The organism is Gemmatimonadota bacterium, assembly GCA_026706345.1.
GTDB lineage: Bacteria > JAAXHH01 > JAAXHH01 > JAAXHH01 > JAAXHH01 > JAAXHH01.
The window spans coordinates 14,132-33,360 of record JAPOYX010000181.1; the positions used below are offsets into that span (position 1 = coordinate 14,132).

At 61.3% G+C, this 19,229-nt stretch carries 16 protein-coding genes and 1 tRNA gene; 13 read left to right on the plus strand and 4 right to left on the minus strand.

The window, feature by feature from the left end:
* The first annotated feature begins 71 nt into the window (after positions 1-71).
* Complete coding sequence (locus OXG98_12235) at positions 72-956, plus strand: dihydrodipicolinate synthase family protein (GenBank protein MCY3772770.1); 885 nt, start codon at positions 72-74, stop codon at positions 954-956.
* Between the two features lie 42 nt (positions 957-998).
* Here the strand turns inward: OXG98_12235 and OXG98_12240 are convergent, their stop codons facing one another.
* The 3 genes from OXG98_12240 to OXG98_12250 form a co-directional block, all read right to left on the minus strand.
* On the minus strand, positions 999-2,060 hold the full coding sequence (locus OXG98_12240) for an isocitrate/isopropylmalate family dehydrogenase (protein ID MCY3772771.1): 1,062 nt from the start codon (positions 2,058-2,060) through the stop codon (positions 999-1,001).
* A 65-nt stretch (positions 2,061-2,125) separates the two neighbouring features.
* Complete coding sequence (locus tag OXG98_12245; GenBank protein MCY3772772.1) at positions 2,126-2,683, minus strand: HEAT repeat domain-containing protein; 558 nt, start codon at positions 2,681-2,683, stop codon at positions 2,126-2,128.
* A gap of 16 nt (positions 2,684-2,699) precedes the next feature.
* Positions 2,700-3,605: a fumarylacetoacetate hydrolase family protein gene (locus OXG98_12250; GenBank protein MCY3772773.1), complete on the minus strand. Its 906-nt coding sequence runs from the start codon at positions 3,603-3,605 to the stop codon at positions 2,700-2,702.
* A 272-nt stretch (positions 3,606-3,877) separates the two neighbouring features.
* On the opposite strand from OXG98_12250, the gene OXG98_12255 reads away from it, so the two are divergent.
* The 11 genes from OXG98_12255 to OXG98_12305 all read left to right on the plus strand — a co-directional run bounded on the left by OXG98_12255 (position 3,878) and on the right by OXG98_12305 (position 15,842).
* On the plus strand, positions 3,878-4,654 hold the full coding sequence (locus tag OXG98_12255; protein ID MCY3772774.1) for a cytochrome c3 family protein: 777 nt from the start codon (positions 3,878-3,880) through the stop codon (positions 4,652-4,654).
* A 227-nt stretch (positions 4,655-4,881) separates the two neighbouring features.
* Positions 4,882-4,954: transfer RNA gene (locus OXG98_12260), tRNA-Phe, on the plus strand.
* 299 nt (positions 4,955-5,253) lie between these two features.
* Positions 5,254-7,674 carry an ABC transporter permease gene (locus tag OXG98_12265; GenBank protein MCY3772775.1) on the plus strand — a complete coding sequence of 807 codons (2,421 nt, stop codon included), beginning with the start codon at positions 5,254-5,256 and terminating at the stop codon, positions 7,672-7,674.
* A 178-nt stretch (positions 7,675-7,852) separates the two neighbouring features.
* A complete protein-coding gene (locus OXG98_12270; protein ID MCY3772776.1) occupies positions 7,853-9,778 on the plus strand; it encodes a phytanoyl-CoA dioxygenase family protein in 1,926 nt (641 codons plus the stop codon).
* A gap of 95 nt (positions 9,779-9,873) precedes the next feature.
* Positions 9,874-10,860 (plus strand): ATP-binding cassette domain-containing protein, encoded by a 987-nt coding sequence (locus tag OXG98_12275; GenBank protein MCY3772777.1) that lies wholly within the window; start codon positions 9,874-9,876, stop codon positions 10,858-10,860.
* 13 nt (positions 10,861-10,873) lie between these two features.
* On the plus strand, positions 10,874-11,680 hold the full coding sequence (locus OXG98_12280; GenBank protein MCY3772778.1) for an ABC-2 family transporter protein: 807 nt from the start codon (positions 10,874-10,876) through the stop codon (positions 11,678-11,680).
* A 3-nt stretch (positions 11,681-11,683) separates the two neighbouring features.
* Positions 11,684-12,487, plus strand: coding sequence for an ABC-2 family transporter protein (locus tag OXG98_12285; GenBank protein ID MCY3772779.1), 804 nt, complete (start codon positions 11,684-11,686; stop codon positions 12,485-12,487).
* A gap of 118 nt (positions 12,488-12,605) precedes the next feature.
* A complete protein-coding gene (locus OXG98_12290; GenBank protein ID MCY3772780.1) occupies positions 12,606-13,079 on the plus strand; it encodes a class I SAM-dependent methyltransferase in 474 nt (157 codons plus the stop codon).
* Complete coding sequence (locus OXG98_12295; GenBank protein MCY3772781.1) at positions 13,072-13,812, plus strand: YdcF family protein; 741 nt, start codon at positions 13,072-13,074, stop codon at positions 13,810-13,812. Before OXG98_12290 ends, OXG98_12295 begins: the two co-directional genes overlap by 8 nt.
* A 54-nt stretch (positions 13,813-13,866) precedes the next feature.
* Positions 13,867-14,685 (plus strand): phytanoyl-CoA dioxygenase family protein, encoded by an 819-nt coding sequence (locus tag OXG98_12300; protein MCY3772782.1) that lies wholly within the window; start codon positions 13,867-13,869, stop codon positions 14,683-14,685.
* Positions 14,682-15,842, plus strand: coding sequence for a hypothetical protein (locus OXG98_12305; protein MCY3772783.1), 1,161 nt, complete (start codon positions 14,682-14,684; stop codon positions 15,840-15,842). Before OXG98_12300 ends, OXG98_12305 begins: the two co-directional genes overlap by 4 nt.
* A gap of 8 nt (positions 15,843-15,850) precedes the next feature.
* Here the strand turns inward: OXG98_12305 and OXG98_12310 are convergent, their stop codons facing one another.
* Positions 15,851-16,948, minus strand: coding sequence for a mechanosensitive ion channel family protein (locus tag OXG98_12310; GenBank protein ID MCY3772784.1), 1,098 nt, complete (start codon positions 16,946-16,948; stop codon positions 15,851-15,853).
* 341 nt (positions 16,949-17,289) lie between these two features.
* Between OXG98_12310 and OXG98_12315 the strand changes: the two genes are divergently transcribed.
* Positions 17,290-19,227, plus strand: a complete 1,938-nt coding sequence (locus OXG98_12315; GenBank protein MCY3772785.1) for a transporter substrate-binding domain-containing protein — start codon at positions 17,290-17,292, stop codon at positions 19,225-19,227.
* Positions 19,228-19,229: the final 2 nt, after the last annotated feature.

The following is a 19,229-nucleotide window of genomic DNA, read 5'->3' on the forward strand; positions in this document are numbered from 1 at the left end:
CATAGGGGGCCGGCGCCTGGAAACAACCGGATCCGTGTACCGTGTCGACCAGCGTGGAAGGAGCGCATTCCATGTCCGCATTTGAAGGTATTCTGCCTGCCATCATCACCCCGATGACCAGCGACGGCGCCTTCCACGAGGAAGCGTTCCGCAAGGTCATGGAATTCAACATAGCGGCCGGCGTCCATGGATTCTGGGTCGCCGGCGGCACGGGGGAAAGCATACTGCTCAGCGACGAGGAGAACATGCGGATCGCCTCGGCGGCGGCGGACCAGTCCCGGGGCCGCGTAAACAACATCATGCACGTCGGCGCCGCGACCACGGAAAGGGCGGCCCGTCTTGCCGAACATGCCGCCCACGCCGGCGTAGAGGCCATTTGCTGCGTGCCGCCCTTCTTCTACGGACGAACGCATCAGGCGATCGCCGAGCATTACCGTATTGTGGCTGCTGCCGCGGACCTGCCTCTCTTCGTCTACAATCTGCCCCAGTCCACGGGCGTGGAGATCACCCCGGAACTGATGCGCCGGATCCAAGACCGGGTGCCGCAGTTGCGTGGACTAAAGCACTCTTCACCTGTTTTCCCCAACGTAAGGACCTTTGCGGCCATGGGCCTGAGCTGCCTGGTCGGCAATCACCAGTTGATGCTGCCCGCCCTGACGATCGGAGCGGTGGGCTGCGTCGACGGTCCGCCTGTCATAGCGCCGGAATACTGGGTGGAAATCTGGAAGGCCTACCGGGCGGGCGACCTCCAGCGGGCGGAAACCGCGCAGGATCGCGCGAGCCGCCTTTGGGAAGCTCTTGGCGCGTGCGGCGGAGAATTCCATTCCGTTGCCAAGGCCGCGCTCGGCGAGCGGCTGGGGATCGAATGCGGTGCGGCACGGCCTCCGGGTACGCCCATGACCGAAGAACAACGCCAAGCGCTGCGCCGGATCATGGGTGAACTAAGCCTCGTGTGAAGGCCGCGGCCACCGGGCCGCGAGAACCCGGACCGGGCAGTCCTACCGGTGCTCCAGGCGCCGGACGATATCACTCCCCACTTCAACGGTACTCGACGAACCGCCGGTGTCGGGCGTCCGCAACCGGCCTTCACGCAGGTTCTCCGCCACGGCCCTTCGTATGGCCGCTCCCGCTTCCTCCCGGCCCAGAAACTCGACCATCATGGCCGCCGCCAGGATCGTGGCCAGGGGATTGACCTGGCTCTTGCCGATGAGTTCGAAGGCCGAGCCGTGGACCGGCTCGAACATGGAGGGGTGTATGCGTTCCGGGTTGAGATTCGCGCTGGGCGCCAGGCCCATGCTGCCGATGGTAATCGCCGAGATATCGGTGAGGATGTCGCCGAACAGGTTCGATGCCACCACCACGTCGAAATCCTGGGGCCTGCGCACGAAGTCCATGGCCGCCGCGTCGATCAGCAGGGATTCGGTCTCGATATCCGGGTACGCGTCTTTCACGTGCTCGAACACCTCGTCCCAGAAAACCATGCCATAGCCCTGGGCGTTCGACTTCGTGATGGAAGTGACCTTGCGCCTGCCCCCGCGCCGGCGTGCTTCTTCGAAGGCGTAACGGATGATGCGTTCGGTGCCGTGCCGGGTGAAGACGGACGTCTGGACCGCGACTTCCTGGTCGGTCTGGTGATACACCCGGCCGCCGATATCCGCGTATTCCCCCTCGGTGTTCTCCCGGATGACGACCAGGTCTATGTCGCCCGGGCCCTGTCCGGCGAGGGGAGAGCGGACCCCTTCGTAGAGATAGGCGGGCCGAACGCAGGCGTACTGATCATACCGCCGGCGTATGGGGAGAATCAGGTTGTTCAGGGTGATGTAGTCCTGGACTTCCGCGTCGCCTACCGCGCCGAAGAATATGGCGTCGAAGGACGTCAGTTCTTCCAGGCCGCCCTCGGGAATGAACCTTCCCGTGCGCTTGTAGCGATCCGAACTCCAGTCCAGACGGGTGAAACGGAAAGCCGGGTCGCCCAGCGCTTCGAGCACCCGTATGCCTTCCTCAATGACTTCGGGGCCGACGCCGTCCCCGCCGATCACGGCGATCTCGTAGTGTGTCATGTTTGGATGAACCGGTTCGCCTTTCAAGGATTAGCCTTGCAGGGTACGTGTTTCAGAGGAGGTTCTCAGGGCCGGAATCCTTCAGACGAACAGTCGTCGCAGATCCAGGCGGCGCGGGTCACCCCTCCCGCCGGGATTTCCGTGTTGTAGTCCCTGGTGACCGGCACCCCGGTCCTGCCGCAGAAGTCGCATTTGCCTTTCCGATTCCCCGCCGGACGCTCCGCGCGCTTCAGGGAGACCACGTCGTTCTCCAGAAACGGTTCGGCGAACCTTCGCGCGAAACCGAGCACCTGACGGTCGGTTTCGGAGTCCAGCGCGCGCCTGACGATGGGTTCGAAGGCCGGATCGGTGGGACACCCGCCGTCTTCCAGCGTATGCCAGGCGCGGCGCCGGACGCGGGCGTCTTCATCTTCCATCATCCGGTAGAGCGCCTGCCAGACCTCCTCGTTGCGGTGGCGGACGTGACACGGGCACATATAAGTGGCGGCGACGATCCGGTCCTCGGGATCGGCGCTCTCGGACAGGAGCAGGAGCTCGCCGATTTCTTCCCTGCTCACGCGCTCTTCGCCCGGCTTCCGCCAGGCCTTCTGATGGCGATTGAGTCCCTGGTTTTGTCGCGCCATAGCGGTATCCCCGCGGTTACAACTGCTGTACGGGATTGGAAAGCACGCCGATCTCCGGCGACGAAATGACCACGATGTCGCCTTCCCGCAGGCCGAGGTCGTTCGGCACGATGATGCCCGTGCCCGTGGAGACGACCGTGCCCGACGGAATGAGATTATCCCGGTACAGATATTCGTTCAGTTCGTCAAAACTGCGCGCCAGCTGAGAGGTGTTGGCCTCCCCCTCGAAAACGACGGCGTCGTCCCGGAGAATCCGGCATCGGATGTCAATATCGTAAGGATCGTCGATCGCGTCCGCCGTGACGAGCGTAGGGCCGAGCGCGCAGCATCCCTGGTAGATCTTGGACTGGTTCAGATACAGGGGGTTTTCCTTCTCGATATCCCAGGCCGAAACATCGTTGCACAGGGTATAGCCCACGATTTCACCCTCGTCGCCCAGCACGTAGGCGAGTTCCGGCTCGGTGGCCGTAAACTTAGAATCGCCGCGTACGCAGATCGGCGCGTTGGGGCCCGAGCAGCGGGAGGCGGTGGCCTTGAAGAACGATTCCGGCCGGTCGGAGTTGTATACCTGGTCGTAGATGGTCTGTTGAGCGTCATCGTCCCTGAACTCGGCGCTGCGCTTGTAGGTCACGCCGAACCCCCACACTTCGGGAGAAAAAAGCGGTACCATCAGGTGCGGGAAGCCCACGTCCGGCGCCACATCCAGCGATTCGTAGGTAAATCCCGCCAGTTGTCCGTCGTAGTCGTTCACTGCGCGATCGACCAGCGCCGCCAGGGAGAGGCGCGCCGCGCCGGCCACGTGCATCAACTCGTTGACGGTTTCCACTTCCGGCATGATCTCGGTAAGGTCGATGATATGATCGTCCTGGACGATGCCCACGCCGGATTCCTGGCCGGGTTCGTAGAATTGAACCAGTCTCATGCGATTTCCCCGGATTGGATTGATGTGTTTCGACAGTTACATGCCCGACTCGAGCACAGGTAGAAGATAGAAGTCCGGGGACCGGTGTAAAGGGAATTCTCCCCGGCATTCGAAGGGTTAATGCTTGATTGGTGCAACACCGTCCGTTACAATAATTGTTGAAGTGTCGGCGCCGCGGCGGTGTATATTACAGCGTTTGCCGGCGGAGCCTCCAGTGCGTTACATAATGCAAGTCCAATGCGTCACATAATGCAACAAGGAACACGTACCTGGTGATTTACCTGATTCGGGCCGCCATCGTCCTGATCGTCATGCTGGCGGTCACCCTGCCTGCTGCCCGCGGTCAACGAACCCCCGACTCTCCCGTGACAAGCTGGCGCAAGCTCGATACGCGCATGACCGACAACTGCGCCCTCTGCCATCAGCGGCTGGGCGAACCCCTCGCGAAACCGGTGGCGGAATGGCAGGGCAGCATACACGCCTGGCGCGGCGTCTTCTGCGACACCTGCCACGGAGGCGATCCCACCAGCACCATTCTCACGGTGGCCATGGGAGAGCAGAACGGGTTCATGGACGCGCCGCTGCCCGAGGCCATTCCGGAGGACTGCGGGCGCTGCCACCCGGAGGCGCTGGAAAGCTTCTGGGAAAGCGCCCATGGGGACCTGTTCGAAGCCAATGACTTCGAACCCGGCTGCGTCACCTGCCACAACAGCCACGACGTCCGGGAGGTCCATATCGACATGGTGTCTATGACCGCGCCCTGCGGCGAATGCCACGACCAGGATTATATCGACGAGGTCCGTATCCCGCTGGAAGATACCGACACGCGGATCAACGCATTGCACGCCCAGATCCTCGCCATCCCCAGGGACAACCCCAACGCGCCTTATCTCCGAAACCGCCTCCTGCGCGTCCGTCAGCAGTTCCGCGGCCTGGCGCACTACCTGGCCACCAATACGATCGTCACCAAAAGACAGGGTATCGACCGGGAGCTCGATTACATCGAATTCATGCTCCATTTCGACGACAGCACGGTCGAAGGAAAGTAGCCGAAGTCCGTAACCTGTCTCCCCCATTCCCCCGTGACCGGCCAGGCCGGGAGTTCGGTCAACACCGCCAGAGAGCGAACCGGTCCGGGAGTTCGGCCAACGCCGCCAGAACGCGGGCCGTGCCGGATACGCGTGATTAGTCGGGCGATGCGGCGATTCCCGAGGTTATTTCTATTGACATTCAGGGTGTGCGCCGCTAATTTTGACAGGCTTTGCAAAGCAAGGCTGCCGAGGTAGCTCAGGCGGTAGAGCAGTGGACTGAAAATCCATGTGTCGACAGTTCGACTCTGTCCCTCGGCACTATCCATAGTACAAAGAATCTCCAGCATTGTAACCGGCCGGTAAGCCAGCCTGACCCGGCGAACCGCATCCGTCTGCGCGCCGAAGCCGGTCGACTCCCATCGCGGTGACAACAGCTCTCCCAAACGCCGCGGGACCTGAAACCTTCTTCCACTGCAACCTTTCTCCAGCCGGTCGAGTCGAAACTATCGACATCAGCTTTCAAGTACGGCCGATCGCGCACGTCGAAAGCATACCCGGTCATTCAATGACGAGCCCGTTCAACCCGTAGCCCACCTACGCTGGAGTACAATACGATCATGTTCCGGAACTATCTCACGATAGTCTATCGTAACACCTTGCGCCACAAGGGATACGCCGCAATCAACGTCCTGGGTCTCGCCATCGGGATGACATGTTGCATCCTGATCCTGCTGTACATTCAGGACGAACTCGGTTATGACCGATATGCGTCGCGTCACGACCGGATCTACCGGCTCGCCATGTCGATCAAAACCGTGGACAGGGCGGAAACCCGAACCGCACGGAGCCCGACGGCATGGGGCTGGATGCTGACCGACGCTTTCCCGGAAGTCGAAGGATTCACCCGCTTAAAAACCCCGCTGGTCTCCTGGCAGGTCACCTACGTGGAAGGCAACAAACGGTTCAACGAACCGGGTTTCTACTTCGCGGATCCAGGCATACTGGATTTGTTCGAATTCAGACTGATACGCGGCGACGCGAACACGGCCCTGAACGCCCCCAATACCGTGGTTCTGACCGAAACCACGGCGACCCGGTACTTCGGAAGCGACGAAGCCCTGGGCAAGGTGATCCGGCTCGATAACACCTACGACCTGACCGTTACGGGCGTAATGGAAGACGTGCCGCGCAATTCCCATATGACCTTCGGCTTCCTGGGGTCCTTCGAAACACTCAACGTCAACCCCATCTACGGAGGAACGGATTACGGAAGGAACACGCAGAACTTCGTGCCGGACCTGTATACCTATCTCCTGCTTGCCGACGGTTACCCGCCCGAGTCTCTCGATCCGAAACTTGCGGAGTTCATCGAATCGCGCTACGGGCCGGTCCTGAATCAGCTCAACGCCCAACTCGAAGCCGTCCTTCAGCCGTTGACCAGCATTCACCTGCATTCGGACCTCGACGGGGAACTGGGCACGAACAGCGATATCGCCTATATCTACATCTTCTCGGCCGTCGCGTTCTTTCTCCTGTTGATCGCCTGCATCAATTTCATGAACCTGGCGACGGCCCGCTCCGCCGGCCGGGCCCGGGAAGTAGGCATCCGCAAGGTACTGGGGGCGTTCCGCGTTCAGTTGATTGGTCAGTTCATGGGCGAATCCACGATCATGGCGGTGCTTTCCCTGGTCGTGGCCACGGGCCTGGTCTATGCGTTTCTCCCCGCGTTCAACGCCCTGGCCGGCAAGGACCTGGTCTTTGCCTTCGACGATATCAGTATGGCATTCGGCCTGATCGGGATCGTGGCGCTGGCCGGCGCGCTGGCCGGCAGCTACCCGGCGCTGTTCCTGTCTTCGTTCCAGCCTGTCTCCGTGCTGAAGGGCTCCTCCCGGGCGGGCGCGGTGAATACGAACCTGCGGAAGATACTGGTCGTGCTGCAATTCGTGATATCGGTCGTGTTCATCATCGGCACGGGCGTAGTGGCGGACCAGATGCGGTTCGTGCAGGATAAGCACCTGGGGTTCGACAAAGCACAGCTGGTGGTCATGCCCCTCGGAGATCCGAGGCAGCGCCTGATATACAACGCCTACAAGGACAAGATCGCCCACTCCCCCAACGTTCTAGGCGTTACGGTGGCAAACGAAATGCCGGGCGGCCTGGTGAACGACATCCTCTTTACCCCGGACGGCGCCCCGGACGAGGAACTGGTCCGCATCAACAACATGTGGATCGATCACGACTTCATCCGCACGATGGGCATCGAACTCACGGCGGGACGGGATTTTTCCAGATCCTTCCCCACGGATACGCTGCAGGCGTTCGTCATCAACGAGGCCGCCGTGAACTGGCTCGGCTGGGAAGGCGCTCCGCTCGACAAGAAAATCCGCCTGGGGAACTTCAAGGACGGCCGGGTCATCGGTGTCGTAAGGGACTTCCACGTGCGGTCGCTGCACAGCGGCATCGAACCGATGATGCTGCAGCTGGCGCCCGGCCCGGACCCGCTCCACTATCTCGCCATACGGATTGCCCCGGATGACGTGGCCGGAACGATGGGATTCCTGGAAAGCAACTGGCGCGAGATCTATCCGGATGATTCGTTCACGTATTCGTTTCTTGACGAGGACTTCAACCGCCTGTATCAGAATGAAGCGCGGCAGGGGCGCATCTTCCGAAGTTTCTCCATCCTGGCCGTTTTCATCGCGTGCCTTGGTCTGCTGGGGCTGGCCTCCTTCACGGCGGAGCAGCGAACCCGGGAAATCGGCGTGCGGAAAGTGCTGGGCGCATCCGTTTCCAGCATCGTCGCGCTGCTTTCGAAAGAGTACGTCAGACTGGTCGTGTACGCGAACCTCATTGCCTGGCCCATCGCTTATTTCATGATGAGCGACTGGCTCGACGGCTTCGCTTACAGTACGGACCTTTCGCTCGGGATCTTCGTACTGGCGGCGGCACTGGCCATAACCGTCACGATGCTTACGGTAAGCTACAGAGCCGTCGGCGCCGCCCATACCGATCCCGTGGACGCGCTGCAGCACGAGTGAACCGTCGCCGTCTCCGCGTCAATTTCAGGTTTGACGGCCTTCCCGTTCAATTGTAGATTCCATCGACTCGAAGAAATTCATCGGGCGGGTATCGTCGCAGTACCATGCGACCATAACGTCGGACATCGCGGCACATCACGCGAGAATTTGAAGCCGCACGGGAAAGACAGCGCTGATCGTGGCTACGAAAACCTATGCTTCGCTGCCTTACACCGAACCAGCCAACCTTGTCCGGGATTTCGCCAGCCGCGGCATTGTCGCCCTTCCGCCGGAAGGCCTCGGCATCCCCGAAGAGATACATCATCGAATATACAGCCAGGAAAAGCAGGCCTACCTGGCCAGAAAGCCGGTGACGCCCGGCGGCATACCGGACGTTCTCAAGGTCATCAACGCCCCGGGCGTGGTCGATGCCTGCAACCGGATCGTGGGCCGCAACTGGGCCATTGTGCCCTTTACCCACAATGCCTCCTTCGCGAGCGGTGCCCGGGACCAGCACTGGCACAAGGACGACAACGGGCCCTACAACGCCCGCAAGCAGCGCCACCACCAAGCCGTGCAAATCGAAATGCTGTACTATCCCCAGGACGTGACCGAAGTCATGGGGCCCACGGCCACCATACCCTATTCCCACTACTGGACCTTCAATCACGAAGAAAACCACGACAACTTCGCCGGCGCCGACCACCTGGATTTCGAATACCAGATCAGTGGCCTGGAAGGCGTCCCGGTCAGCGGTCCCGATTCCGAATACGACTGGGAAGATGTCGTCAATCGGCGAACGGCCCATGACGTCCGGATGAGGGAAGCGGTAACCAACACCCGGTGGCCGCTGGTAGCGCCCTTTGAAGCGGCGCCGCTGCGGGCGGGGAGCGTACTGTTCTATTCCCACAACACGTTCCACCGGGGGAATCACCGGAGAGACGACTGGCGCCTGTGGGATGATCATCCCCGCTTCATGTGGCGATTCTGGATCTATCGGACCACCGAACCGGACGGGGTCGCTGGGAGTGAGCCCGAAGAAATCGCCTGGCGCGATCTAGGTGTCGATCCCCTGACCGGGGTTGACCTGCGGGAGGCGGACGACGACACGATCGTGGTCTGGCGCTATCATAGTCACTGGATGCGGACGGGGCGGACGCCGCCGCCACGGCCTGAAACCAGCGCGCTCTCCTCGACGGAACGCGATGCCGACGCACGGGACCTGCACGAACAGTTGCACGCGGCGGGGGACGAAGCGGAGCCCCGGCGCATCGGCGCCGCCTACAAGTTCGCCTCGCTCGGGGACGACGCCCTGGCCGTGAAGCATCTCGGGGCAGCGCTCTACAGCCACCGGGAAAGCGTCCGCCGGGCGGCGACGTACGGCCTGGTCGCCGTCGGCGAGCAGGCCACGGATACCTTCCTTGAAGCCACGGCCTCTCCCGTCAAATGGGTAAGGAAGGCGGGGGTTTACGGTTTGGGTGACTGCGCGCCGCTCACCGGCGAAGTATTGGAATCCGCCGCTTCGCTCCTCCATCATGATCCCTCTGTTTACGTCCGCGCCGTTGCCGCGGGTACTCTGGGGTGCCTGGGACGCCGCGCCGCGGGGACGGGTAATGGCGTTGCCCTGATCCCGGACTGTCTCGAAGCGCTCATCCTCAGCCTCGAACGGGAGGAGAACCGGCTAAGCATGGATCTGGCCCAGAAGCGGAGCATCAAGTTTGCGCGGCCCACCGACGAGTGCGACGTCTGCGAAGGAAACGGCGTCGATATGGGGCTGGACCGATTCGAGCCGGTGCGATCGGCGGTACGGGAGAACGCCCTCTGGTCCATGGTCATCCTCTGTTCCCACGGAGCTCACCTGGCGGGCAACGCCCTTGATGCCACGATCAATGTCCTGATCACGGTAGTGCGCTGCGACAAAAACGTCATCTGCGTGGGACTGGCGATGGATGCCCTCGGTCGCCTGGCGAACCTGGAAACCCGTGAGCCGGCACCCGCCTCCCTCGAGCGACTGCGGGCAGGCCTGCTTGAGGTTCTCGGCGACTCCCCGATCCGGTGCTGGGAGTCCCTTGTCCGCGGCGGTCTGAGTACGGAGCATCTTTCCACGTGCTCCGAAGCCGGCTAGCCCGGCCCTCCCATTTCCGTACAGCCATGTGCGCAGCGTACCGTACGTCCTGGACCGTACAGCGCTTAAAGCCACATGTTACCGAGGTGATGACCGTGCCGCATATCCTCGTCGATGACATCGTCAAGACCTTCCGTATCGCCCAGCGCCGGTCCGGGCTCTGGGGCGCCTTCCAGGGCGTCCTTCGCCGTGAATACCGGACGATCAAGGCCCTTGACCGCGTCTCCTTCGAACTGGCGCAGGGAGAACTGGTGGGCTATATCGGTCCTAACGGGGCGGGCAAGTCCACCACGGTAAAAGTCCTCTCCGGCATCCTGGTGCCCGATTCGGGTCAGTGCGCGATCGACGGACGCATCCCGTGGAGGGACCGGATCGCCAACGCGGCCAACATCGGCGTGGTGTTCGGCCAGCGGACCCAGTTGTGGTGGGACCTGCCCGTGATCGAATCCTTCGACCTGCTTCGGGATATCTACAGGGTTGGCGGAAGGGAATACGAACAGGCCAGGGATGAACTCGCGTCGCTCATGGACCTGGAACCCCTGTACGATGTCCCGGTACGCCAACTCAGTCTCGGGCAACGCATGCGGTGCGACCTGGCCGCGGCCCTCCTGCACGCACCTTCGGTGCTTTTCCTTGACGAGCCCACCATCGGCCTGGATGCCGTTTCGAAGCTCGCTGTACGGGATTTCATCAAGCGACTGAACCGGGAACGGGGCGTTACCGTCGTGCTGACCACCCACGACATGGACGATATCGAGGCCTTGTGCGAACGGGTGATGGTGATCGGTCACGGTCGCATCCTGTCCGACAGCACACTGAACGACCTGCGCGCCCGGGTGACCCGGGAGCGTCGTCTCATCATCGATCTGCTTGACGATGGCCGGAAGATTGAGGATCCGGACGTTACCTTCATCTCGCGAAGCGGAAACCGCGTCCACCTGCAGTTCGATCCGGACCGTGTGCAGACTGCGGCCCTGGTCAGCCGGATTACGGCGAAGTACAGCATCAAGGATCTCTACGTCGAGAATCCCCCGATCGAGGAGATCATTTCCCGGTTGTACGACGATCACGAACTCCGTTGAAATCAGAACAGGTATGATCCAGCCGTTCATCCTCCCATACACCGCCGTGCTGTCCGCCCGGTTCCGCATGATCCTCCAGTACCGGGCCGCGGCCATTGCCGGGTTCGTCACGCAGATCGGCTGGGGCGCGATCCGCGTCATGGCCATGGAAGCGTTCTACCGGTCCACGAACGCCCCCCAGCCCATGCACCTCGAGGACGTGGTGACCTATGTATGGCTGGGCCAGGCGCTGCTCGGCCTGCTGCCGTGGAATCCCGACACGGAAATCCGCGCCATGGTGCGTTCGGGTACCGTGGCCTATGAACTCGTCCGGCCGGTAAACCTCTACACGTACTGGTTTTCCCGGTCGCTGGCATTCCGGATCGCGCCGACGTTCATGCGTTCCATCCCGCTTGCGATCCTCGCGTTGCTGTTTTTCGGGATGCAGGCTCCCACCTCGCCCGAAGCCCTGGTTTTCTGGCTTGCGGCGACCCTCGGCGCGGTACTGCTCAGTACGGCCCTTACCGTGATCCTGTCCATCACGCTGATGTGGACGATTTCAGGGGAAGGCGTGGCCTTTCTGGTTTCACCGGTCATCTATCTGTTGGCGGGGATGGTCATCCCCCTACCGCTCTTCCCCGACTGGGCGCAGCGCATACTCGAAATCCTGCCGTTCCGCGGTATCTGCGACGCGCCGTTCAGGCTGTACATGGGCCATATCCCGGTCACGGAAGCCTGGGCCGTGCTTGTTCACCAGCTGGTCTGGATCGTTATCCTGGTCGCATTCGGCGCGTGGTTGCTCTCGAGAGCAACCCGCCGGCTGGTCGTTCAGGGGGGTTGAGGCATGGCGAACCCGCTTGCCCTGTACACCCACTACGTGAGCATCTCCCTGCGGGGCCAGATGCAGTACCGTGTTTCGTTCCTGCTGGGCACGGTGGGGCAACTGCTCGGCACGGGGGTGGAGTTCATCGGCATTCTGGCCCTGTTCGACCGTTTCGGCAGCCTTGTCCAGTGGTCGCTCGCCGAAGTCGCCTTCTTCTACGGGATCGTCAACGTGGCCTTTGCCTTCACCGATGCGTTATCCCGAGGTTTCGACCACGTGGGCCAACTGGTCCGCACCGGCGAGTTCGACCGCATGCTGCTCCGGCCCCGGAGCACCGTGCTCCAGCTGATCGGGCAGGAATTCACGTTGAAGCGGCTCGGCCGGTTCATCCAGGGCGGCGGCGTCCTGCTCTGGGCGACACTCTTCCTGGACATCGAATGGTCGGCCGCGACAGTGGCGTTGACAGCGGTAACGGTGATTTGCGGCGCCTGTTTCTTCCTGGGGCTTTTTATCAACATCGGCACGGTGTCTTTCTGGACCACGGAGACCCTCGAGCTCATGAACGTATTGACCTACGGGGGCATCGAGGCTTCGAAATACCCCTTGTCCATTTACAGAGCCTGGTTCCGCCGGTTCTTCACCATGGTGATCCCCATGGGCTGCGTGACCTATTTCCCGGTCCTCGCCATCCTTGGCCGGCCAGATCCGCTCGGTACGTCACTCGCATTTCAATACACGGCTCCCATGTTCGGCCTGCTTTACTTCATCCTGTCGTTGTTCATCTGGCGACTCGGACTCCGGCACTATCGTTCGACGGGCAGCTAGCACGCCCACCGGTTCAACAGCCCAGTTCAACAGATCAGCGCTACAGGCCAGCTCGACGGCCCAACCGGCGCGCCGTCCTTCTTGACGATATCGTGAGTCCCGTATTTATTGGTCCGATATGGCAAACAACAGGCAGTATCGGTCCAATACCCTGTTCGTCGGCACGCGCGGCGTCAAGGAGTACCGGGCAAGCATACCCTGCTGGGTGAACGCCTCCGATACCGTGCTCGAAATCGGCTGCGAATGGGGTACGACCACCACGATCATCGCCGAACACGCCGCGGCCGTAATCGGTACGGACGTAAGTCCGGTAGTGATCGATCGGGCCCGGGAACGCCATCCCCACCTCCGGTTTGAAACATTGGACGCATTCGACGTGAGGGCGGCGCTCGAACTGAATGAGGAATTCACCAAGATCTACATTGACATGTCGGGTATATCGGGTTACCGGTCCCTGCTGGACCTGATCGCGCTCCTGAACAGCTACGCCGCCGTACTGAGACCGGAAGCGATCGTGGTCAAGAGCGGCGCGTTGAAGCACTTCGCCTCCCGTTGCATCCCTTTTGGGGAACATGGAGCCTGGCATGAGTGAGCACGTGACGGCCGGTGTTTCTCCCGCTGCCGGTCAGCGAAAGACCGGCATTCTCGTTCATGGATACAATCTGAACGCCGAACGGTGGGAGTCCGTGGCGTGGGGAGAAACGCCGGACCGGTTAGGCCGGGTGCCCCTGGGCGTGTTTGTCGCGTTGTGCGAGCAGGCTGATGTAATGGTTTTCGGTTCGGGCGCGTCCAGAAAGAATGGCATGTTGGAATCAGAGGCGACGGCCCGGTTGTTGCGGGAACGGTTCGACGAACTCGTGGGTTTTTCGGTTTTTGAGAAACACCTGCCCGAATTAAAGCACCCGGATTCATCCGGTCTGTACAGGAAACAGATCGAGTCCGTACTGCGCCTGGATACCGAATCGCAAAACACCCGGGAGGAAATAGCCCACGCCGGCCGCGTGTTCCTCGACCGGGGGGTGGAGCGGATCATCCTCGTTTCGAGTCCGACCCATCTTCCCCGGTGCCTGAGGGACGCCTGTACGATCTTCGAAGAGAGCAGGGAGCTGTCCCGGTTGAGGCACGGTCTATATGCCGTACCGAGTGTTACGGGTTACGTGGGATACACGGCGGCCGACGTCGCCATTTTCGAGCCGCCACACCGTCCGGACCGCTCCGGATCGAACATCAGCGGCGTGGTGGCGCGTATTCACGATATCCCGGAATCCGGGCGGGAGAGGTTCGTCCGGCGGCTGGATGACCTTCTGGCGGAATTTAAAGTATAATCCAGCGTTCGGCGACTGAACCAGGACGCAGCAGGGCAATCAGGAGGCACAGGCATGATGACTCCGGAACAACGGTACCTGTTCGACGTGTTCGGCTACCTGCACATCGAAAACGCGCTTTCGAAGCAGGAACTCGCGGCCTGCCAGCGCGCGTCGGACCGGTACATGAACACCCCGGAGGACCGGCTGCCGCCCGGATTCGGGTTCGACGGCAAGCGGCATCTCCACGGTTTCGCCTTCGACAAGTCGCTCGAAGGGTTGACCCGCCATCCGTCGATCTGGCCCATCGTGCGGGAACTCACCAACGACAAGCCCAGGCTGATCAGCGGCACCCTCCAGGTGGACCGTCCCGGGGAATCGGCCGTGGGCGGACTGCACTGCGCCAGGGAAGGATTCGGCTGGGAAAGCACTCGCTACGAGACTCATCACGGCCGGGTCTATTGCGACGATATCATCGTCTTCCCCTACCTGGACGACGTATTGCCGGGCGACGGCGGTCTCATCGTGCTGCCCGGATCCCACAAGGCGAATTTCCCCCGCCCCGAAAACCTGTTCAACAACGGACTCATGCACGGCGTGGAGGATCTCGCACCGGGCGTGGTCAACATCACACCCAGGGCGGGCGACAGCATCGTGACCTCGGAACTCATGACCCACGGCATTCTCGAATGGCGGCCCAGGGACCGTATCCGGCGCATCCTGGTGCTGCGTTACAAGCCCCAGCACGCCGGGCTCGCGATGCCCTTTCCGGACGAAATCAAGGCCGTGCTGTCCCCCGAGACGCGGGAACTGATCGAGACCGCCCACTACAACCACGTCAAGCGTATCGTGAAAGACGACCAGGACGACGGTTTCCAAGGAGCGTCTGAATGAACATCCGAAACATCCATGCCTTCATCGTGGACCTGTCCAGAGCCAGGAAAGCGGTCAAATCGTCGCTGCAGAGAAAAGGACGCCAGCCGGCGGGCCCCATGGACCGGTACCCGGAGTACCGGGGCAGGCGCGGGGCCGCGGGACCCTCCTGGCCATCCGCGGCGTGTATCGTCGAAGCGGACGACGGATCCTTCGGTATTGGGCTGACCCAGCACAGCGGTCCCATCCTCCCCGTAATCAACGAACATTTCAGGACGTTATTGACGGGACAGTCCGTCATGGCGACGGAAAAGTGCTACGATCTCATGGTTCGCGCGAGCGCCGCCTACGGAAGCCAGGGCGCGACGAGCTACGCCATCAGCGCCGTGGACCTCGCCCTGTGGGATCTGAAGGGAAAACTGCTCGGCAGGCCGGTGTACGAGTTGCTGGGCGGCCCGCAGAAGGACAGCATCGCCTGCTACGCCACGGGATTCGACATTGAATGGTACCTCGAACTGGGATTCAAGGCGGTAAAACTCCCCATGCCGTATGGTCCGGATGATGGTATCGACGGGTTGAACAAAGCGGTGGAAATGGTGGCGGAAACCAGGGCCGCGATCGGCGACGGAGTCGAATTGATGCTCGATTGCTGGATGGCACAGGACGTGGAATACGCCGTGCGGCTGGGCGAATCGCTCAAGCCCTACCGGTTGAAATGGCTTGAAGACTTACTGATGCCCCAGGATATGAGCGGTTTCGCGGCGGTCCGCCAGAGGCTGCCCGGACAGGGGCTGGCCACCGGAGAGCACTGGTACCTGCCGGAACCGTTTCTCTATGCTGCGGAGCACCGCCTGGTGGATATCTTCCAGCCGGATGTAAAGTGGTGCGGCGGACTCTCCACCGCGGTCCGTGTCTGCCATATCGCCGAAGCCGCCGGCCTGACCGTGGCTCCCCACGGCGCCATGAACGATCCCTACGGCCAGCACCTGGTCTTCGCCATGCCCGCGGCCCGTTGGGGAGAACGCTCCAGCGGGGTGTCTCCGCCCGGAGTCCCCCTTTCCGACATGGTCGAACTGCCGGGGACCGCCGTAATAGAAGACGGCTGCCTGACACCCAGCGACGCCCCGGGATTCGGGATCGAAGCGAACCGGTCCTGGCTGGAGCGCGTGACTGTCTGATCCCGGTACTACCCCTTCTCCCCTGGTTCCGGTTCGTGCGAGACGTGTACCGTCCGGGTAGGAAAAGCAAGCTGAAGCCCGAGCGACTCGACGATCTCCATGACCTTCAGGTTGACGTCCTCCCTGATCCTCAGATACTCGGCCCAATCCGTCGTTGCGGTAAAGTAGTATACCATGATGTCCAGCGAGTTTTCCGCAATCTCGTTGAATCGGACCAGTATGGTCGACTCCTGGCTTACCTCGGGATGGGTGCGAAGCAGTTGCTCTATCCTCGAAACAGCCTCCCTCATCCGTTCCGAAGGCGTATCGTACGTAAGTCCCACCGCGATCCATACGCGGCGATAGGGACGCGACGAGATATTGTCTATCACGAATTCCGCCAGGCGGTTGTTGGGGATGGCAATGAGCGTCTGTTCAAAGGTCCGGATCCGGGTACTACGAAAACCGATGCTTTCGACCACGCCTTCGATCTCCCGGTCCGGCGACACGATCCAGTCTCCCGCGACAAAGGGCCTGTCGACCAGCAGCATGATGGATCCGAAAACGTCGGCCAGGGTCTTCTGGGCGGCGAGCGCCACGGCCAGGCCGCCGATCCCCAGTCCGGCCAGCAGGCCGGACACCGAGTAGCCGAGGTTCTGCAGGATCATCAGCGCCGCAAGGATCCATACCATGATCTGCAAAGCCCGTTCCACGAGCGGAACCAAGTGATCGTCCAGAGTCGTATCCGTCTTGTGCGCCCACTCCTTGAGCATCGACGTAAAGACGTTGACGCACCGAAAGATCATCCAGGCCGTCAAAAGCGAGAAAGGTACCCAGAACCCGGCCCTCAACACCCCCATCACCATTTCGGGCGGGCGCAGCGTATAGATGGCGAGGTATAGACCCAGCACGACGATCACCCATTCGAGGGGTTTCTCGACCGCCATGATCAGCATGTCGTCCAGGCGGGTCGTGGTAACGCGGGCCAACCGTTTGGCGGCGCGGGTCATCAAGTGCTTGAACAGCCATTTAGCGACAAATGTCCCCAGTAGAATCGCGAAGGTTATGCCGATTTCCTCGCCGGTCCACTGCCACGACTGTTCGAGGAGGTTGAAGAGGGTATCCATAGTCCGTTCCTTCCCGCCGGGGCCGGTTCTTCCGGCATTTTTTTGTCGCATCGCCGGCGCCGATGCATATATTTCAAGGGCTGTATCTTAACGCAAGGCCCGTGGACTGTCAAGTTGAGGTCGCCCCGGCAGGATTCGCCCGGGACGGGTAAATTCAAAGGAGGAGGGGTGTGTTGCCTCGCGTCAGCGTCCTGTTTTTCTCAGCCGTATTCATCTGCTTGACCGCCGTGCTCTGCGATGGTTCCGGACTGCCGGAACCGCCCAAATATACCGGTGATCTGCCGGAACTCCGATCGCGCGGTGTGGTCCGCGTAATCGTCCGTCCGGATGCCATGACCCATATGCCCCGGAACGCCGAACCAGTCACGCTCGACCACGATATCGCCAGCACCGTGTCCGAAGACCTGGGACTTGAGCTCAGATTCGTTTCCGCCGCCGACCACTCTACGATGGTCGAGAAACTTCTCCAGGGCGAAGGCGACATCGTCGCAGCTAATCTGACAGACACGCCGGATCGGAGAGCCCGGACAACCTTCTCGGTACCATACCACTATGTCGATGAGTATCTCATCGTTCCCGCGGGGAACTCGGCGCCCGATGAAATCGAAGACCTGGCCGGCGTGGAGATCAGCGTTCGCCCGTCCAGTTCGTATTACCAGACACTGCTCGAGCTTCAGAAGAAGGTGCCGGAACTGCGAATCGGCATGGTCCCGGAAACTATGACCACGGAGCAGATCGTCGACGCCGTTTCCCGCAATGAATACGAAGCGACGGTATGCGATGACAATCTCTGGCAGGCCGTCAAAGCCGAATATGACAACCTTGCCGCGCCGATGGTGCTGGCCCATAACCGCATGGTCGTGCTGTTGATGCGGCCGGAAGATACGGATCTCAAGGAAAAGATCGACGAGATTCTTCTGGCCCGGCAGATTTTGCGCAAGCGGGAGGAAGTGTTCACCGATGATCTGGACGGTTTGAAGAAGCGCGGCCGGCTGCGTATGATCACGAGAAACAACGCGCTTACCTATTTCATCCACCGCGGCATGCAGGTCGGATATGAATACGAACTCCTGCATGAATTCGCCGATCGGAACGATCTGCGACTGGAAATCGTCATACCGGACAGTCACGCCGAGTTGCTGGACTACCTGAACGAAGGGAAGGGCGATATCGTCGCGGCAGCGATGACAATCAGCGACGAGCGGGGGGCCCGGGCGGCTTTTACCCTGCCCTACAACGACGTGGAGGAAGTAGTGGTGGTTCGCTCGGGCGAGGGCGGCATATCGAGTTTCAGGGATCTTGCCGGACGCAAGCTGCACGTCAGAAACAGCTCATCGTTTCGCGCAACGCTCGAGGCGGCAGCCGACTCCATAGAAGGACTGGAAATCGTCGGACTGCCGGACGATGTCGAGACGGAGGATATCATGGTTGGTGTCGACGAGGGTATTTACGACGTGACCATGGCCGATTCCAACCTGCTGGAGGTGGAACAGGCTTACGGCCGTAACCTGAAGGCTGCGTTTCGCGTTAAACCGGCGTCACTGGGCTGGGCGGTTCGCAGGGAGAATCCCGCCCTCCTCGCGGCCCTGGACCAGTACATCAAAAAGGAAAAACGGGGACTGTTTTTCAACCTGATGCACCAGAAGTACTTCGAGAACCTGCGCACCATAGCCAAGTCGCGGGATTCCCTGAGGGTCGACCTGAGCGGGCAACTGTCTCCATACGACGATCACGTCAAGAAATACGCCGAATACTACGGACAGGACTGGCGGCTGATCACGGCGCAGATGTACCAGGAATCCAGGTTCGATCCGAATGCCGTGAGCTGGGTCGGTGCACAGGGACTGATGCAGGTGATGCCGGCTACGGGCAAGCAGTTGGGCTTTACCCGCCTGGAGGATCCGGACGAAGGCATCCACGCAGGGGTGAAGTACATGGATCATCTCATCAAACGGTTCGACCCCAAGCTACCCATGGAATTCCGGATACACTTTGCCCTGGCATCCTACAATGCCGGTTACGGACACCTGCTTGACGCCCGGCGCCTCGCCAGGGAACTGGGGAAGGATCCCAACCAGTGGTTCGGCCACGTCGAAGAAGCCATGCTGCTCCTGTCCAGGCCCGAATACTACAAACGCGCCCGTTACGGATTCGTACGCGGGGGCCAGCCGGTGCACTACGTCGAAAACATCAAGAAGTACTACGGGGCTTACGTCGAGGTACTCGCCTCGAAAGATCCTGGGCAGCCCGTACGCACGACCCCGCTATCGTCCCGTTAGCC

What these genes read in the sequence shown, in the direction of transcription:
- OXG98_12290 (MCY3772780.1), top strand. Translation starts at nt 12,606, where the DNA reads ATGGCAAACAACAGGCAGTATCGGTCCAATACCCTGTTCGTCGGCACG.
- OXG98_12265 (MCY3772775.1), top strand. Translation starts at nt 5,254, where the DNA reads ATGTTCCGGAACTATCTCACGATAGTCTATCGTAACACCTTGCGCCAC.
- OXG98_12235 (MCY3772770.1), top strand. Translation starts at nt 72, where the DNA reads ATGTCCGCATTTGAAGGTATTCTGCCTGCCATCATCACCCCGATGACC.
- OXG98_12295 (MCY3772781.1), top strand. Translation starts at nt 13,072, where the DNA reads ATGAGTGAGCACGTGACGGCCGGTGTTTCTCCCGCTGCCGGTCAGCGA.
- OXG98_12245 (MCY3772772.1), bottom strand. Translation starts at nt 2,683, where the DNA reads ATGGCGCGACAAAACCAGGGACTCAATCGCCATCAGAAGGCCTGGCGG.
- OXG98_12300 (MCY3772782.1), top strand. Translation starts at nt 13,867, where the DNA reads ATGATGACTCCGGAACAACGGTACCTGTTCGACGTGTTCGGCTACCTG.
- OXG98_12240 (MCY3772771.1), bottom strand. Translation starts at nt 2,060, where the DNA reads ATGACACACTACGAGATCGCCGTGATCGGCGGGGACGGCGTCGGCCCC.
- OXG98_12305 (MCY3772783.1), top strand. Translation starts at nt 14,682, where the DNA reads ATGAACATCCGAAACATCCATGCCTTCATCGTGGACCTGTCCAGAGCC.
- OXG98_12280 (MCY3772778.1), top strand. Translation starts at nt 10,874, where the DNA reads ATGATCCAGCCGTTCATCCTCCCATACACCGCCGTGCTGTCCGCCCGG.
- OXG98_12310 (MCY3772784.1), bottom strand. Translation starts at nt 16,948, where the DNA reads ATGGATACCCTCTTCAACCTCCTCGAACAGTCGTGGCAGTGGACCGGC.
- OXG98_12315 (MCY3772785.1), top strand. Translation starts at nt 17,290, where the DNA reads ATGCCCCGGAACGCCGAACCAGTCACGCTCGACCACGATATCGCCAGC.
- OXG98_12250 (MCY3772773.1), bottom strand. Translation starts at nt 3,605, where the DNA reads ATGAGACTGGTTCAATTCTACGAACCCGGCCAGGAATCCGGCGTGGGC.
- OXG98_12285 (MCY3772779.1), top strand. Translation starts at nt 11,684, where the DNA reads ATGGCGAACCCGCTTGCCCTGTACACCCACTACGTGAGCATCTCCCTG.